At 41.9% G+C, this 15,424-nt stretch carries 19 protein-coding genes; 2 read left to right on the plus strand and 17 right to left on the minus strand.

What is annotated here, in order from left to right; translation table 11 throughout:
- The coding region (locus M0Q51_13390; protein MCK9400970.1) for a hypothetical protein at positions 1-249 on the plus strand (249 nt) is incomplete at its 5' end.
- Between the two features lie 204 nt (positions 250-453).
- On the opposite strand, the gene M0Q51_13395 is transcribed toward M0Q51_13390, so the two are convergent.
- The 3 genes from M0Q51_13395 to M0Q51_13405 all read right to left on the minus strand — a co-directional run bounded on the left by M0Q51_13395 (position 454) and on the right by M0Q51_13405 (position 1,656).
- Entirely contained in the window at positions 454-750 is a 297-nt protein-coding gene (locus tag M0Q51_13395) for a nucleotidyltransferase family protein (protein MCK9400971.1), read from the minus strand.
- Between the two features lie 70 nt (positions 751-820).
- The gene (locus M0Q51_13400) at positions 821-1,396 is read right to left on the minus strand and encodes a plasmid pRiA4b ORF-3 family protein (protein MCK9400972.1); all 576 of its coding nucleotides are present in this window, start codon (positions 1,394-1,396) and stop codon (positions 821-823) included.
- 17 nt (positions 1,397-1,413) lie between these two features.
- Entirely contained in the window at positions 1,414-1,656 is a 243-nt protein-coding gene (locus M0Q51_13405) for a hypothetical protein (GenBank protein MCK9400973.1), read from the minus strand.
- A gap of 60 nt (positions 1,657-1,716) precedes the next feature.
- On the opposite strand from M0Q51_13405, the gene M0Q51_13410 reads away from it, so the two are divergent.
- Positions 1,717-1,899 (plus strand): hypothetical protein, encoded by a 183-nt coding sequence (locus tag M0Q51_13410; GenBank protein ID MCK9400974.1) that lies wholly within the window; start codon positions 1,717-1,719, stop codon positions 1,897-1,899.
- Here M0Q51_13410 and M0Q51_13415 read toward each other — a convergent pair.
- The 14 genes from M0Q51_13415 to M0Q51_13480 all read right to left on the minus strand — a co-directional run bounded on the left by M0Q51_13415 (position 1,883) and on the right by M0Q51_13480 (position 15,357).
- Positions 1,883-2,644 carry a KilA-N domain-containing protein gene (locus tag M0Q51_13415; protein ID MCK9400975.1) on the minus strand — a complete coding sequence of 254 codons (762 nt, stop codon included), beginning with the start codon at positions 2,642-2,644 and terminating at the stop codon, positions 1,883-1,885. The two genes, M0Q51_13410 and M0Q51_13415, sit on opposite strands and share 17 nt — an antisense overlap.
- Positions 2,645-3,026: 382 nt before the next feature.
- Entirely contained in the window at positions 3,027-3,542 is a 516-nt protein-coding gene (locus tag M0Q51_13420) for an ORF6N domain-containing protein (protein ID MCK9400976.1), read from the minus strand.
- Between the two features lie 252 nt (positions 3,543-3,794).
- Positions 3,795-4,982, minus strand: a complete 1,188-nt coding sequence (locus tag M0Q51_13425) for a glycosyltransferase (GenBank protein ID MCK9400977.1) — start codon at positions 4,980-4,982, stop codon at positions 3,795-3,797.
- Positions 4,983-5,076: 94 nt separating this feature from the next.
- The gene (locus M0Q51_13430; GenBank protein MCK9400978.1) at positions 5,077-5,562 is read right to left on the minus strand and encodes a hypothetical protein; all 486 of its coding nucleotides are present in this window, start codon (positions 5,560-5,562) and stop codon (positions 5,077-5,079) included.
- 27 nt (positions 5,563-5,589) lie between these two features.
- Positions 5,590-5,748 (minus strand): hypothetical protein, encoded by a 159-nt coding sequence (locus M0Q51_13435; protein MCK9400979.1) that lies wholly within the window; start codon positions 5,746-5,748, stop codon positions 5,590-5,592.
- 43 nt (positions 5,749-5,791) lie between these two features.
- Positions 5,792-6,397, minus strand: a complete 606-nt coding sequence (locus tag M0Q51_13440; protein ID MCK9400980.1) for a hypothetical protein — start codon at positions 6,395-6,397, stop codon at positions 5,792-5,794.
- A gap of 103 nt (positions 6,398-6,500) precedes the next feature.
- Positions 6,501-6,845 (minus strand): STAS domain-containing protein, encoded by a 345-nt coding sequence (locus tag M0Q51_13445; protein ID MCK9400981.1) that lies wholly within the window; start codon positions 6,843-6,845, stop codon positions 6,501-6,503.
- 11 nt (positions 6,846-6,856) lie between these two features.
- On the minus strand, positions 6,857-7,279 hold the full coding sequence (locus M0Q51_13450; protein ID MCK9400982.1) for an ATP-binding protein: 423 nt from the start codon (positions 7,277-7,279) through the stop codon (positions 6,857-6,859).
- 373 nt (positions 7,280-7,652) lie between these two features.
- The gene (locus M0Q51_13455) at positions 7,653-10,484 is read right to left on the minus strand and encodes a T9SS type A sorting domain-containing protein (protein ID MCK9400983.1); all 2,832 of its coding nucleotides are present in this window, start codon (positions 10,482-10,484) and stop codon (positions 7,653-7,655) included.
- Between the two features lie 23 nt (positions 10,485-10,507).
- A complete protein-coding gene (locus M0Q51_13460) occupies positions 10,508-10,828 on the minus strand; it encodes a hypothetical protein (GenBank protein ID MCK9400984.1) in 321 nt (106 codons plus the stop codon).
- An 11-nt stretch (positions 10,829-10,839) separates the two neighbouring features.
- Positions 10,840-11,013, minus strand: a complete 174-nt coding sequence (locus tag M0Q51_13465; protein ID MCK9400985.1) for a hypothetical protein — start codon at positions 11,011-11,013, stop codon at positions 10,840-10,842.
- A gap of 145 nt (positions 11,014-11,158) precedes the next feature.
- Positions 11,159-12,955 carry a tetratricopeptide repeat protein gene (locus M0Q51_13470; protein ID MCK9400986.1) on the minus strand — a complete coding sequence of 599 codons (1,797 nt, stop codon included), beginning with the start codon at positions 12,953-12,955 and terminating at the stop codon, positions 11,159-11,161.
- Between the two features lie 322 nt (positions 12,956-13,277).
- Positions 13,278-14,678, minus strand: a complete 1,401-nt coding sequence (gltA, locus tag M0Q51_13475; protein MCK9400987.1) for an NADPH-dependent glutamate synthase — start codon at positions 14,676-14,678, stop codon at positions 13,278-13,280.
- 466 nt (positions 14,679-15,144) lie between these two features.
- Positions 15,145-15,357 carry a hypothetical protein gene (locus tag M0Q51_13480; GenBank protein ID MCK9400988.1) on the minus strand — a complete coding sequence of 71 codons (213 nt, stop codon included), beginning with the start codon at positions 15,355-15,357 and terminating at the stop codon, positions 15,145-15,147.
- Between the last annotated feature and the right edge of the window lie 67 nt (positions 15,358-15,424).

Raw genomic sequence — 15,424 nt, forward strand, 5'->3', positions numbered from 1 at the left:
TTCGGATTCCCGGTCGCCCGGGACACCCTTGCTTTCGGCTATAAGATTCCGGCCATTACGGCTCTTTTTGGACTTGGAGGCGTTTACCCCCGCACCATTGAGATTTACTACATGCCCGGCACACCAACACTTTATCTGCTACGCAGAATTCGCCGCAGGCGATTTATTATTGTAAAATCCGCGTCGCCCCCTCAATCTGAATACCTCGTAAAGGTTGAACTTCATGGACGAGTGAGCATTGAACGCTGAACATTGAGCAATGCCGGGAAGCGGGTAACTAAGAATTATTTGCTGTCCGTATTATTCTGCTCTTTTTCAATCACCTCAGCAATCTGCTTTGATAATTCCGGAATTTTGTTTTTTACGACGTCCAATACTATCGAATAATTAATTCCCATATAATCATGAATCAGCCGGTCTCTCTGAATATGCTTTAAATATTCTACCGGATCTTTAAACATAAATGACTTCCTCTAATATTTTTGGGCCTATAAATGGACTTAATCCATTTTTGGTGACAATTTCAACTTTTTCGTTTTTAAAAATCCTTTCCAGGTAATCGCAAACAGCCATATAATTATCAAAACTCTCCTTATCCGGATTAAAGTCTATAAGAATATCTATATCACTATTTTCGGACTGCTCCTCCCTGACGTACGAACCAAATAAACCAACATTATTAATACCCAGATCACAGAGCGCACTCTTATGGATTCGAATGGTACTTATAATATAATCTTTAGTTTTCATAGCTAATATTGTCATTCAAAAATACGAAAAATAATGTTGCTCCCAATCCGGATTTTTCATTCTAAGACTCTCAGGACTTGTATTTCTTTTTACCCAAAAGTCTATTCACCTCGTCTATATTAAAATATTCAGGGTCAAAATCTTCTCCCAGCCAATCCAGAAAATTTTTATATTCTGCATGATCTGGCTGCTTTAATATTTTCAACAATTCAGCATAGCCCCAAACACCTCCGCAATCCTCCGGGGGACAATTCCTTGCACCAGCCAGGCAAACAGGAACTTTGATTTCAGGATCAGCAGGAAGTACCATCTCTAATATAATATCGTGTACCCATCCATCACCGAAATCATACTCATACGTAATCCTTTCTTTTTCAGTCTTTAATAAATCCGATACCCGGATCTTTTCTTTTTTGTAGTCGACATTATCCATATCATCCCAAAAGTCATCGTCCGGATGCTTTACCGAATAAAATTTCCGGTTTTTTTCGAATTGATGGAGATGCAAATCGGTCCATCCCATAGTCGTTTGGATGATCTTATGAAAATCCGACAACAGCAAATCGGATGGGATCCATAATCTCCTCCAAATCTTTGGTTTAGACCCTTTTAAAATTATTTGGACCTGGTAAATACTTTGTGTCATTTTTTTCTTTTATTAGCTTAAAGTCCATATTTTTTCTTTACATCTTCATGAGGAGTAACCCGACCCTCATCTATATCTTTGAGTCCTTTTTCAATGGCCCGCTTCTGGTATTCCGTAAGATCTTCGCACCTGGAATGGTCGGCAGGTTTTGAATCCTTGACCACTTTCATGTATTGAATGGTTTCATCATCTTCAAGCCTGGCAAGCCATTCGATGAGTTCCAGTTTAATAGCTTCGTGTCCCATATCCTTTTTATACAAATTTACTATTTTAACAGGGATTTAAGGAATAGATTCCAAATTCCAGATTCCAAAAATTAATTGAAAGCATGGAGGCATGGAAGCGGGGAAGAGGGGAAGAGGGGAATAGGGGAACTGCTGACCGGCGACCGCCGACCGCGAACTGGGAACTGGGAACTGGGAACTCCACAAAGCCGGGACGTCGTCTGGCCGAAAGGCTTGGCTCCGCTGCGAACTGCTTTGAAGTTTACTTCAACTTCTTGACACTTCTGCTTTGCAGCAGTGACCGCATTTGCATAATAGCTATCCGATTAAGCTGCTGAAGGCGTACGCTTTGTTCTGTACCCTGATGGATCATAACAGCATTGATACTTTCCAGGTTACTAAGGACAACCAATTGCTCAATGGTCGCGGCATCACGGATATTTCCTTCTTTATCCGGATTCTCATTTTGCCATCTTTTAGCCGTCCTTCCAAACAATGCCATATTCAGAAGATCAGCTTCACTAGCATAAATGAAACTAATTTCCTGCCTAGTCAGCTCATTAGGAATCAGGTTTTCTTTGATTGCATCCGTATGAATAGAATAATTGATCTTTGCAATTGTGCGCTGAAGGTTCCATTCGAGCTGAAGACGGCTATTTTCATCTTCTTTTAGACGCTGGAATTCAATGATAAGATAAAGTTTGAACTCAGAACTTATCCACGATGCAAACTCGAAAGCAATGTCTTTATGAGCAAATGTGCCACCATATCTACCTGATTTAGAAAGTATACCAATCGCATTGGTAGATTCAATCCATCTTTTAGGAGATAGCACAAAATAATTACTCCCAGCCTCTATTCTAAACCTCTCGAATTCGATAGGTTTAAAATCAGGGTTATGAATTATTTCCCATAAACCTATAAATTCAATCGTACTTCGGCTCCTCATCCAATTATTGATGATAGAGAATGTTTCTGTTTCATTTCTATGTTTGGCAATGTCTGTAAGGGAAATATAATCCATCGATTGACTGGTCAGTAAGGCAACTTCTTTGCCTTTAACTTCGATCTTCCTGTTTTTCATGATATTATCCATTAATTGAACTGTCTGTTTAATGATACCAGGTTTTTAATATTAATCCGGAATTTGTAAAAAAATACCCGGTCGGTTGAAAAAAATAATGAAGAGAGGAAGTTTACAAACCCTATGCTCCTATAGTCCTACAGCCTTATGGTCTTACAGCATGGAAGCGGGGAAGCGGGGAAGCACCAAAATAGTTCAAAGGGCAAAGGGCAAAGGGCAAAGTTTAAGTTAGTAAGGTTATTAGTTAAAGAATCATCCCTTAACTCGTAACTCGTAACCCGTAACCCGTAACCCGAAACATATGAAAAAAAGAAAAAGAAAGCTAATCATCATCCTTTATTTTAAATCCTATCTTCGGTCTCGGGTGTTGTATTGGTTTCTGACTCAAAGCATCTATTTTCTCAAGCAAAAACCTGAAAATCTGATTTATTTTATCATCTAAAGTTTTTAGTTCCTTTCTAAAATCTTTACTTTCAATCAATAATGCTCTATATTGGGCAAAAGCCCTAATAATTTCAATATTTACCTGAATAGCTTTCTCGGAGTTTAATACGGATGAGAGCATTGCTACGCCTTGTTCTGTAAAAGCCATTGGTAAATATCTCATTCCACCCCATCTTGAGGTCGCAAATTGCGACCTCAAGATTTCGTATTCATCTTTGGATAATTCAAACATAAAATCCTCTGGAAACCTTGACAGGTTGCGTTTTACCTGTTCTTTCAATCTTTTAGTTTCGACACCATACAATACTGCCAGGTCAAAATCCAGCATGACCTTTAATCCCCTGAAATCGTATATAAGCGTCTGATAATCTGACTTAATAACTGAACTCTTCATATGAAAAAATTTGAGGTCGCAAAATGTGGAGATGAGAGAACTTTTTCTATTAATCGGGATTTTGAGAAAATATACCCGGTCGGAGGAAAAAGTTCCAAATACCAGGCACTATCCGCCAGCTGGCGGACCAAACAAATTTGAAATCCAAAGCATCAAATTCAGAACAAATTCAAAATTCAAAATTCCAAGATACTAATGACCAATGACTAATGACTTGGAGGCATGGAAGCGGGGAAAAGGAGAAGAGGGAACTTATTTCTTCAATTCATCTTCAATAAGTTTTACAGTCAGTTCGAGTCCGTTTGTGTTTATAAGTTTCTGCGAAATCTCCTGTGCCTTTTTCTTATAATTCTCATTTGTGACACATTCATTAATAGCAGAAGAAATAGCCTTTGCTGATATTTTCTTAAAATCACAGGCATCGGGCCCTAATCCTAATTTTACAATCTGCTTGCGATTCTCAAACTGGTCGGCCATGTAGGGAAAAGCTGCCTGGGGAATCCCTGCCCTTGCCGCTGCTGCCATGGTACCTGTTCCTCCATGATAAACAATGGCGGCCAAGCGGGGAAAAAGCAACTCAAAAGGCACTTCGTCAACGTATAAAATATCTTCAGTGTTTTCTTCCGGCAGATCAGCCCATCCCCTGGAAATTACCAGGCGTTGACCTGTAGCTTTCGAGACTTCACTGAATACCCGGCTGAATTTTTCGGGACGTGAAACCGGGTTACTTCCAAACCCTATAAATACAGGCGGTTTTCCTGAATTTAAAAATTTTACTACATTTTCAGGTAACTCACTTTGTGATTTAAGAAGCATATACCCGGTTTGAGTGAAATTAAATGAAACACCCTCGCGGACAGCATTTAACTCCCTGTCGCAAGCAGCTATGACATGGTCGCCCATCCAATTTCCCCAGACATCTTTGATTGGTTGTAATCCAACTTCAATCCGCTTTTTATTGATAAACCCTTTCATCACCAGGTTCGTCATTAATCTGCCAAATCCAAACATTAACCGGTTCAGGAACGGGTCATATTTGCTTGTTCCCAGGAGTACCGGATAAAAAACAAAAAAGCGGTAAGGAACTTTTAATATATCTGCAGCTGTATGAACACCCAATACAAATCCAACACCTAATACCAGATCCGAACCTTTCATTATTTCCGGAAGCAGACTGATCTGGTTTTCGGTTTCTTTTTTCATTTCTTTCGGAGAAGGGGCAGCAGTGGCACCACCTTTAATCTGTGCATTTTGTTTAAACAGTTCTTTATAATTCGGACCGAATGGCACAAACGGACAATTGTATCGCTTTACAAGTTCTTCATTTTCGGGTGGTGCACAAAAAACTATTTCATGTCCGCTTTTAATAAGCTCTATTGCCAGGGCAAGCATGGGTTGAACATCACCCCTGGTGCCGTTTATTACAATTGAAATTTTCACTGTTAAACTGTTATATTGTCAAACTGTTGTTTCCAGGACAAACGACTGAGGATCGCGAACTGCGAACTGCGAACTGGGAACTGCGAACTGCGAACTACCCGACTTCACCCAGGATCACCACATAATTCTTTCCATACTTTTTCGCACATTTCGGACAGGTTGTGTACCACATAAATAACTTTTTTATGCGAAACCCCTTTGATTTAGCTAGCGTTTCAAAGTCTTTACACCATTTCCCTGTTTCATTATAAGAACCTTCATAAACTTTGCTGAAAAACTTGCCACTTAACGTTACATTTTCAGCGCCAGGTATTTCCTTATCAACGGCCAGGTACAGATCCATATTCCATTTAGAAGTATGATCTGACAGGCAAAGATAGTCCTGCATAGTTGCACCGGCTTCCTTAACTGTTTTGTCGAGCCTTATCATGACTTTCCCAAAATTCATAGGCATATAAAACAGCGTACAAACTTTGTCTTTTATAAATTTTTTGTTTTCCCAGGTAATAATTTTATCGTCCCATGGGGCAGGCTCAAACGGGGGACAACATTCTAATTTGTTTTCGTTTTGTGAGTCCATAATAACCTTCCTTTTAATAGTGATTTCTTAATTATTGTTTAGCGTTTTGGAATTCAAATGTAAGAAAATTAAATGTTTGGAAAGGCGGTGATATTTTTCCCTTATGACGGCAAAAATCGGCCCCAAGGGTTGCGCGATCTGTGCTTTTTCAAGCATTTCATCAGCAATTTTTTCAAATGAATTCATCTTTAAAAATAATATAATGAATCCTCAATAGACAATATTTACTTCAAACATCAATAAAGCGATAAGACACCGGTTTTGGAATCCCTTTAAACTCCTCCACCATTTTGACCGATACATGGTTCAGGCAAGTCTGATCTTTCGAAATGCCTTTCTTGCATAGTTCACTGACCACTTTCCTGTAAAATGTTTCGCTGAATACCAGACGGTCGGCACGGGTTTTTCCCATCAATCTCGCGGTCAGGTCTATATCCCGGCCATAGTAATCATTGAATCCCTTCAGAAACGTCACATTATAAACGTCTGTGCAATAATGTATTGATAGTTTACAATGATAGAACATATCCTGAAGAGGGAACCGTTGAAGGTTCAGGATCGTAGAATAAATTTCCTCAAGAAGGGAATAGTAATCATTGATCGTATCCTTTTTAATTAAAACTTCATCCGGGATATAAAGCATCATTTCATCACCAATCCCTTTGACAATATTCTCCGGAAAATCATTCAGCAAAGAGATAAAATTGAATGTATTATTCAGTCTTCTGCCCCATAGGACAATATCGGTGGTGTATTTTACCGCTGTTGAGCTGACGATATCAACAAAGATGCAAGTTCCGGGACATTTTGGGATTGCCCTAAGGGCTTTTTCCATCTCCCTTGAATTCGGATCAGTAAATTGTACCAGATGAACCATTTGAGTTATTACATGATTTTATCGGATGAACTCGTCAATGACCTCTCAACCGGATTAATAATTACTTTGATTGATCCTGAAGTTTTTCCAAAGCGTCCTGTTTATACGGATAGATGGAAAAGATACTATCGAATGCAGATATTCTGAAAACTTCCATGATCCCGGTCTGCAAAGAGCACAAAGCCAGTTTCGAGCTGGTTTTTTCTGCTTTCTTCAGTGCCAGGAGCAGTACCCTCAGACCGGAACTGCTGATGTAATTAAGATGGGTACATTCAATCAGCACTGACGATCCCTGTGATATCTCCTCAAGCAGTTTATTTTCAAATTCAATGTAATTCGTAGTATCCAACCGGCCATTCAGTCCGATGATCGTTATACTTCCGTGTTTTTCAAAAGTTAATTCCATTTTCTGTTTTTTTATAAAATCTTTTTATTGAGAATCAGAACATTGCAGTCACCTATCCGGTGATATTCGACCTGGTCCATCAACTGACGTACAAAAAAGACACCCAGCCCACCAATCTTTCGTTCGCTTACCGGTTTATCCAGATCATCAGGCGGGGGAACTTTCAGCGGATTAAATTCTATGCCATGATCTGTCACACGCATTTTCAATTCTCCCTGCCCGAATGATAGTTCTACCAGTATATTCTCTTCAGCCAGGCTATTATTAAAACCGTACAGTATAATATTGGAAACCACCTCTTCGGCCACCAGGTTCAGGTGGAAAAGCAGGTCATTGCTGAAGCCCCATTCCGCTGCCGCTTCTTCTAAAAAAGCAGTCAGACGTCCCAGTTCACGGAGATCATTTTGGATGGATATTTCATGTTTCAGCATCATCAGAAGGATCCGTTTAACAGGTTTTATTATTTGTAAGACAATGCTAAGATAGTAATATCATCTGATTGTTCGGCGTCTTTGGTGAATTCAGCCATATTTTCCAGGATACACGGGTAATTATGTCCCGCATTGCAATATGCAATATGATTAAATACAGTTGAAATAAATAGTTGTTCTTTGGTTTGTTATCTTTAGACAAATATAACAAAGTAGGCTGAATGATAACCAAAATATTTCTGCTGCAATTACTATTAACATTCCTTATCGGAAGCTGCTGGATATACTTCACTGTTCTTGCCGGACAAGGTTCAAGGGATTCTATTATCTACATTTCAGGATCTTGAGAACCCCGACATATTCTCCAGCCTGCAATTCAATAAAATATATCCTTTAAAATCTTCATAACCATTTGTTGATCTCCAGACCGGATTTCAAGAAGATATAACGCTGGTGTAAGGTTGGTGGCTTCAAGGTCAAGTTTATGTAATCCGGCTTGTTGTTTGCCATTAAAAACAGTCAGGATTTTCTTTCCGGAAATATCTGTAACTTGAATGTATACATTACCGTCCTTCATAAGCACATATTCTATGGTGGTTTTATCCCGGAAGGGATTGGGGTAATTTCTGACAGATGAAATCAGGTCACTGGTTTCTTTGATTTCAGCGGTCGGGTCGTAATAAACACTGTATATTCCGTTACCATGAGTGGCAATAGCCACAAAACCGTCCGATTCCCGTGCATCGATCATATCGACCATCACATTTCCAATGGTTTGCGCACCTTCTTTCGACCAAACGGTTGAATCACCATTCAGCCATGTCGTGTTGAATAATCCTACACTTGTTCCTGCATAATAAACCTGATTCCCGCTGTTGTCAAGGGTTTTCACCCATCTGACGGAAGGTCCGGCTCCTGCCCCATCAGGATTTTCTTCCAGGTTTCCTCCTTGATGCGACCAGGTCATCCCGCCGTCATCAGAATAAAAAATACTCTTTATCCCATAATTTGAAAAAACGGCAAAGATCTTATCCGCATTTGCCTGGTTGACATCTATACAAGCCACATAGGCATTCACCGGAAAATCAAGGGAAGTGATTTCAACGGGGGTAGGATTACCTGAATTGGCGCCATCCAGACGGTAAACATGGCCGTTGTCCGTACCATAATATAGCCGGTTGGCAGGAGTTTTTGAAATGGTCAGGGCACTGATCTCGACCGATTCACTAAGGTTGATATTAGACAGATTGGTCCACCCGACATTTCTGAGGGAAGTATCCATAGAAGCTGCTTTCATGTTGTCTTTCCGCCAGATACCGTTGATGGTGGGCAGATAAAATGTCTCGTTATTATTCGGGTCGAGGATGAAATTGCAGTAGAATGAGAAAATCGGGTTCGATCCAATGATGGGATTATAAAAACTAAGCAAAGTATCCGGAGTCTGGTAGTAAATGTCTTTGGTATGCAATCCTTCGTCGAACCGGGTAGTCCAGATATTACCGCTATATGCTGCGACAATGGCATAATCATGATAATCGGCCACTTTACAGGAGAATCCATCATAATACAAATCCACGCTGAACCACCAATCGCCTGGATCATCCGTGGGGGAATAATACCAGCAATTATCCTGAAGTCCTCCCAGCACAATGTTATCTCCTTCACCTGCCTGGTCTACCGATACGGAATAGAACTGCGTACTGACCAGGTTTTGGTTCATCCTGTTCCAATAAATATTTTCCGCCATAATATCCTCTGTTCTCAAAATCCCTCCGTCGCATGCCGCATAAAAGACTTCCGGGTTGGAAGGCAGGAAGGTAAAGCCATGCTGGTCGGGATGCAGCATGTGAAGGGAATCCATATCATACGGATCGCCACCGATCCAGGTGGTCTGCAGACTGTCGGCAAAGCCGTTGTCCGACCGGAAAGCGCTCATCCCTCCAATGATGACGACATTCTCATCATCCGGTTTGACTGCAAGCGTGAATGTATATCCGCCATAGGAGATCAATGCATTGGGATAGCTCAGAAAATCACCTTTTCCATGCCCGTACATGAATTCTGTCCGGTTTTCCCAGGCGCCTTGCCTTCCACTGCTCCCATCGGTATATTTCCAGAAGGTGTTATCCGAATTGAACACTCCATTGTAAGGAACCAGGACAGAAGAAGGGTATTCTGTCATCAGATACAACACATTCTGGTCGGAAGGTGCAAGGGCTATTTTCATCACCCTGGTATCGACAGGAAAATCGTCCGGGGTGATATTGGTCCAGTTCAGGCCGTCTTCCGACCTCCAGAATCCGGCTTTGCCGGGCCGCATGTTTGAGCTGGTATAGGAGCTTAAAGCAGCATATAAAATTCCTTCAGAAGTAATGGCCACATCAGTGCAGAACGACTTATTAGCCAGATCGCCCAGTGCAATAGCCCAGGTATTTCCGCCGTCTTCGGACCGCATTATGGCGCCATAACAGGCGGCATAGACAATATCCTTATCTACCCTGACCGGGTCGGTCACTATTCTCCAGACTCCCTGGAAGACTTCGCTCAGGGTCCCGGGATTCCCTCCCAGCGTATAGGGAAGTGGCTCCCAGGTGTTTCCGTTGTCAGTTGTTTTAAAAATGCCATTACCAATTCCGATAGTACGGACCTTGGTGCTCACATTCCGGTCTGTCGTACTGAGCAGCTCTCCGGTACCATAATACCAGATGTTGGTTTTACCGGGGCGGGTATCCTGGGCTATGCATGTGGCGCTTTGTTCCACATCGGGGGGAGTTGCTTTTGCCCAGGATTGTCCGCCATCGGCCGACTGCCACATGCCACCAGAAGCACTTCCGGCAAACACATGACTTTCATCTTCAACATCAAAAGCCAGGCATAGCATCCGGCCTCCCACATTAAAAGGCCCGCGATGTTCCCAATTCTGGCTTCGGTTTCCTGAACCTGATTCCGGAAGGGAAGAAGCATATTCCAATTCCAGCGCCCGGATATTCGCAGGAATTGCGTCAGATTCAGGGTTTCGGGTTTTTTTGAATTCAAACTCAGCGTTATAAAAGGCAAATTCACCACGGGATAACCTTTCGGTCAACTTACCTTCTTGAACCGAACCAACGATTTTTTCTTTGTTTATTGGTTTTTGGATCAAAAAAATGATCAATCCAATGAGGAGCAAGAATAAACTCCACTGTAAAAGTTTCATTAATTTTTCCATATGATTCATTTTTTTATTTGTCTTTATCTGCCGACAACCAGTTTGATTGAGCCGGCCGTATCCATTTTAACGTAGGCATTTCCCACCTGGTTACTGTCGGCATCGATAAACCGGAACATCACTTTGGATGTTTGTGCCGGCAAATCTGAGGCTGTAAATTTATTTTGTTGCTGCGTACCCAGGACATATGGCCCAAAACCGTTTACCGCAGTCAGGCTGATCTGAGGAATATAGTTGGAATTACCTGTAAGTTGCCCGGTTGCCAGGCCGGCGATGATCATAAAACATGTCAGAAAGATGGATTTAAGCTTCATGTTTTTAAAAAGAAGATTAAGTTCTTTCATTTTGTTTAGGACTAATAGTTAAAGATTTGGCCATTATTTCTTTTTTCATCCTTAGAGGAACCAGGAATTATTCTCGACATCTTTTTCAGGGCTGATTTTTTCCTTTTTATCTGCTTAAGCAATTCATCAAGTTTCTCTTCGACATCTGCCTGATCAATTTTTTTATGTCCTACTTTATTTTTCATCTTCAGAATAAGATTATAAATAAGATACTTACTGTCAAAACTCTCAGGATCATCTTAATGGATACGAAGTTAAGGAGATGACATAGGGCTTGTCAAATAAACCACTACGACATTTCTACGACATGTTTGATTTTACCTGAAAAAATTAAAATCTCTGAAGAAAAGAACTTAGTTCTTCAGCCCCATCCAGCCTGAACTTTTTTCTTAATCTCAGCCGTGCAGCTTCAATAGCACGGATATTCTGGAAGGTTACCATGGAAATCTCCTTTGTGTTCATACCCAGCTTAATCAGTGCACATAACCTCATCTCATTTGTTGTGAGGGTTGGGAATTTCTTTGTCAGGTTATTATAAAAACGTGTATGTACCTGTTGAAAGCGCATTTCAAACTCACTCCAGGCCGGGTCAGTATCCAGGTGTTGGATGTTTCTGATGATGCCCATCAGGTTTTGGATACCTTGGTTATCTACATGAGAAGACAGGGATTTTAAATCGGTCAATAATTTGCTTATAAAGCTTAAGTTGCGGCTAAGAGCCAGTGCGCCGGATGCCAGTTCCTGGTTTTGATGATCTACTTTTTCAGCCAGCCGGGCCGCTTCTGATTCTGCAAGCAATTTTTTACCCAGGGAGGTTTTTCTGTATTGAATGATTAACAGAACGATTACCATGATAAGGATCAAAAAGCCTCCTATGACCATGTAAAGCGTCTTAATCCTGCGGTCTTTCAGTTCATTATCTTTTACAAGCAGTTCATTTTCCTGCTGCTTTTTCTCCGTTTCATATTTAGTTTCAAGTTCGGTGATTATCCTGGCTCTTTCGGCATTATAAATCGTATCCTTTACCTGGGTGTATTTTTGGTAATGATATAAAGCTTCTTTATTTTGATTATGATTCTGAAGGATTTCCGACAAACCAAGGTGAGCATTCATCAGTACCTGTAATAAATTTATGCTGTCAGCCACTGAAATACAATCCCGGTAACATTTTAAAGCTTCATCGACATCCCCGTGTTCCTTATAAAAGTTTCCCAGGCTAAGCAATGAATGTGCAATGCCTTCTTTATATCCGATTTCCAGGCTGATATTCATAAACTCCAAAAGCAGGTTTTTTGCTTCATCTAATTGACCTGTCGTGCTATAAATCAAGGCCATGTTATGTTTTGTTTTCGCCGATTGCAGCCTGTCCCCTATCGCATCACTTATCTTCAGCGCCTTTTTATAATAAAACAGGGCGGAATCGAGAATATCTCTGCTTGAATAAATAGTGCCGATATTCGTCAATGCGGAAGGCAAATCAAGACTATCTCCTGCCAACTCATAATAAACCACTGCTTTCCTGTAAAACTCTAGCGCTTTTTCGTCATTGTCAAGGTCTCTGTAAATGGCACCAATATTATTATAACCAATGGCGAGGGCTTTTGTCCGGTCTGGGCTCAGAAGCTGTATGAATTCATGCAAGTATTGCAAAGCTTTATCATTGATCCCGAGCGACCAATAGGTCATACCTATCCGGTTCAGCAATTCCGAATATTCTCCGGGATTATTAATTTCCTTATAGATTTCAGAGGCCTTTTCATAGTATTCAAGAGCAGGAGCGTAATCACCCTTCTGGTAGCAAACAAGTCCAAGATTTATCAGGCAGTAAGCAAGCTGCTCCTGATCGCCGACTTCTTCAAACTGAGCTTCCGCTTGTAAAAGATAATTTTGTGCCTGTTTAAAGTCAGATGCCATCAAGTATGCCAAACCTATATTCTGGGACGTCTTGGCAACCTTCTCCCTATTCTCCAGTTTCTGATAATCCTGTAAACTTAATGTCAGGTAATGCGCGGCTTTCAGGTATTCACCTATGGAAAAATATCCCCGGCCGATGGATTCGAGCGCCTCAGCCTTCAAATTTTCATCATTTATTTGAAGGGCAAGGTCATAAGCTTGTTCCCCAAACATTATCCCACGTTTGGGATCAGTTGTGGAAAGCACGTATGACAATTCATTGAGAATTTTGATTTTTGATTAACCCTCACTGACCCTCAACAAAGCCTGAAGACTGTCTGTTTGTGACTGTTTGCCGGCTAAAATAGTGAAAGGTGAAAGAATGTACAACGATAACAAAGAAAAGCAAATCAATTTCAAGGTATTTCTTTGGATTGCTCTCACTTATTTTTAGTCATTAAATAGTCATTGGTCATTAGTCATTGGTCATTGGTCATTAGGTTGTTTCTGTCCAACTGTCCAACTGTCCAACTGCGAACTGCGAACTGCCAACTGCCTACTTCCTCTTCTCCATGGCCGACAACTTCTTATGCATTGCATTAGCAGCAGTCCTGCCGGCGCCCATAGCCTGGATGACGGTAGCGGAACCGGTCACGATGTCACCACCGGCATAGACAAATTCTTTAGAAGTTTCCATGGTCTCGGGGTTGTACTCGATATATCCCCATTTGCTACGTTTCAGGTCGGGTGTTGTCTGGAAGATGACGGGGTTCGGGCCATTCCCGACTGCCACAATCACCATGTCGCAATCCTGGATAAAGTTAGAGCCTTCGATGGGCACCGGCCGTCTTCTGCCGGATGGGTCGGGATCTCCCAGCTTCATGCGGATGCATTCCATGGCTTTCACCTTGTTGGAATCGGTGCCGATATATTTAACAGGATTGGTAAGTAGCTTAAAACTGATGCCCTCTTCTTCCGCATGGTGCACTTCTTCGGCCCTGGCGGGGAGTTCATGCCGGGAGCGGCGGTAAACGATAGTCACCTCCTGGGCGCCGGTCCGTTGGGCCGTCCTGGCACAGTCCATGGCCACGTTCCCGCCTCCAACCACGATCACCTTGTTCCCTTTGGGCATAGGTGTGTCGTATTCCGGGAAACGGTAAGCCTTCATCAGGTTCATCCGGGTGAGGTATTCATTTGCTGAGAACACGTTGCCAAGACTTTCCCCTTTTACGCCCATGAAAACAGGCAGTCCGGCGCCAACACCGATAAATACCGCATCGAAATGCTCCAGCAATTCATCGATGGTATAAATATTTCCTATAACATGATTCAGTTCGAAACGGACACCCATCTGCTTCAGGTAGTCGATCTCAAACTGGACAATGGCTTTTGGAAGACGGAACTCAGGGATGCCATAAGTCAACACACCGCCGAGTTCGTGCAGGGCTTCAAAAACCGTAACGCTGTAGCCAAGCTGGCGCATGTCGGCAGCAACGGTAAGGCCTCCCGGGCCGCTTCCGATCACTGCAATTTTTTTATGCTCATTCTTTGTAATAATCGGGACTTTGATCAGGTCCATTTTGCGCTCAAAATCTGCGACGAATCTTTCGAGCCGGCCTATAGCAACCGGATCGTCTTTCACACCCATGATACATTTGGCTTCACACTGGCTCTCCTGCGGGCAAACCCTGCCACATATGGCCGGGAATACGTTTCTCTCCTTGATCTTTTTTGCCGCAGCATCAAACTGGCTTTCTGAAATCATAGCCACGAAAGCAGGGATATCGACATTCACCGGGCAGCCGGTAACGCATTGCGGGTTTTTGCATTGCAGGCACCGGCCGGCTTCCAGTAGGGCCAACTCAGATGTATAACCATACGGAACTTCCTGGTGATTATGCACCCTGAGGGTCTGGTCCTGCTCCGGCATAACCTGGCGCGGTATCTTCAGCTTGATGTGACGCTCGTCCTTTTTTGTAAGGCCATGCCACTCGCAACCGTATTTGGTACAAATGAAAAACGGGATCAGTCGTGAGACTGCCGAGATGGTCACCTGGGCAACAGGTGAACCGCACTCTCCACATAGAATGTCTTGCTTGATCAGGCTGGTGTGGCATTGAGGGCAGATCAAATCTTCGAGAATATCCCCTTTTTCCAGCGGGATTGATGCTTCTACATCAAAAACATCAAGGTAAGGACTGAGAAACAAGTCGATCGTCTGACCTTTATAAACTGCCTTGTATTCCAGTTGCTTATGGCTCTTTTTATCTACGTTGAAGCTGTTCTGGCAGTGCGGGCAGTAAGTGTTTAAATAAGTCTTAAACTTTAAATACTTAACATCGAGATCGAGCATAATTTGAAAAATTATGCGATAAAGTTATCAATAAAAACATGAAAGCATAGCGATTTGGAATTTTCTATCCTCACTTTGCTATTATCAGTTTCCTGGCATCTGAAACTACATCATCAAGAGAAAGGACGACAAAGTAAATTCCTATGGGCAAATCCAGATCACTGATCATTTCATGGTATTCCCCTTTTTCCATTACGCCTTTTTGGATTTCTGCCAGGGTTTGACCTGAGGGTGATAAGATTGATAAAATAACAAGGCCTTTTTTATCTAAACTATAATCAATAGTAAAATTTCCAGTGCTGGGATTCGGATGAATTGATGAAATTTTTCCTGGTGTAGTTTTTAAGGAT

It is taken from the genome of Bacteroidales bacterium, from assembly GCA_023229505.1.
Taxonomy (GTDB): Bacteria; Bacteroidota; Bacteroidia; order Bacteroidales; family JAGOPY01; genus JAGOPY01.

Bases quoted from the DNA above. Each gene is read 5' to 3' on its own strand.
- M0Q51_13420 (MCK9400976.1), bottom strand. From the start codon at position 3,542: ATGAAGAGTTCAGTTATTAAGTCAGATTATCAGACGCTTATATACGAT.
- M0Q51_13435 (MCK9400979.1), bottom strand. From the start codon at position 5,748: ATGAATTCATTTGAAAAAATTGCTGATGAAATGCTTGAAAAAGCACAG.
- M0Q51_13450 (MCK9400982.1), bottom strand. From the start codon at position 7,279: ATGATGCTGAAACATGAAATATCCATCCAAAATGATCTCCGTGAACTG.
- M0Q51_13460 (MCK9400984.1), bottom strand. From the start codon at position 10,828: ATGAAAGAACTTAATCTTCTTTTTAAAAACATGAAGCTTAAATCCATC.
- M0Q51_13465 (MCK9400985.1), bottom strand. From the start codon at position 11,013: ATGAAAAATAAAGTAGGACATAAAAAAATTGATCAGGCAGATGTCGAA.
- M0Q51_13395 (MCK9400971.1), bottom strand. From the start codon at position 750: ATGAAAACTAAAGATTATATTATAAGTACCATTCGAATCCATAAGAGT.
- M0Q51_13430 (MCK9400978.1), bottom strand. From the start codon at position 5,562: ATGGACTCACAAAACGAAAACAAATTAGAATGTTGTCCCCCGTTTGAG.
- M0Q51_13445 (MCK9400981.1), bottom strand. From the start codon at position 6,845: ATGGAATTAACTTTTGAAAAACACGGAAGTATAACGATCATCGGACTG.
- M0Q51_13455 (MCK9400983.1), bottom strand. From the start codon at position 10,484: ATGGAAAAATTAATGAAACTTTTACAGTGGAGTTTATTCTTGCTCCTC.
- M0Q51_13400 (MCK9400972.1), bottom strand. From the start codon at position 1,396: ATGACACAAAGTATTTACCAGGTCCAAATAATTTTAAAAGGGTCTAAA.
- M0Q51_13440 (MCK9400980.1), bottom strand. From the start codon at position 6,397: ATGGAAAAAGCCCTTAGGGCAATCCCAAAATGTCCCGGAACTTGCATC.
- M0Q51_13415 (MCK9400975.1), bottom strand. From the start codon at position 2,644: ATGGATTATATTTCCCTTACAGACATTGCCAAACATAGAAATGAAACA.
- M0Q51_13470 (MCK9400986.1), bottom strand. From the start codon at position 12,955: ATGTTTGGGGAACAAGCTTATGACCTTGCCCTTCAAATAAATGATGAA.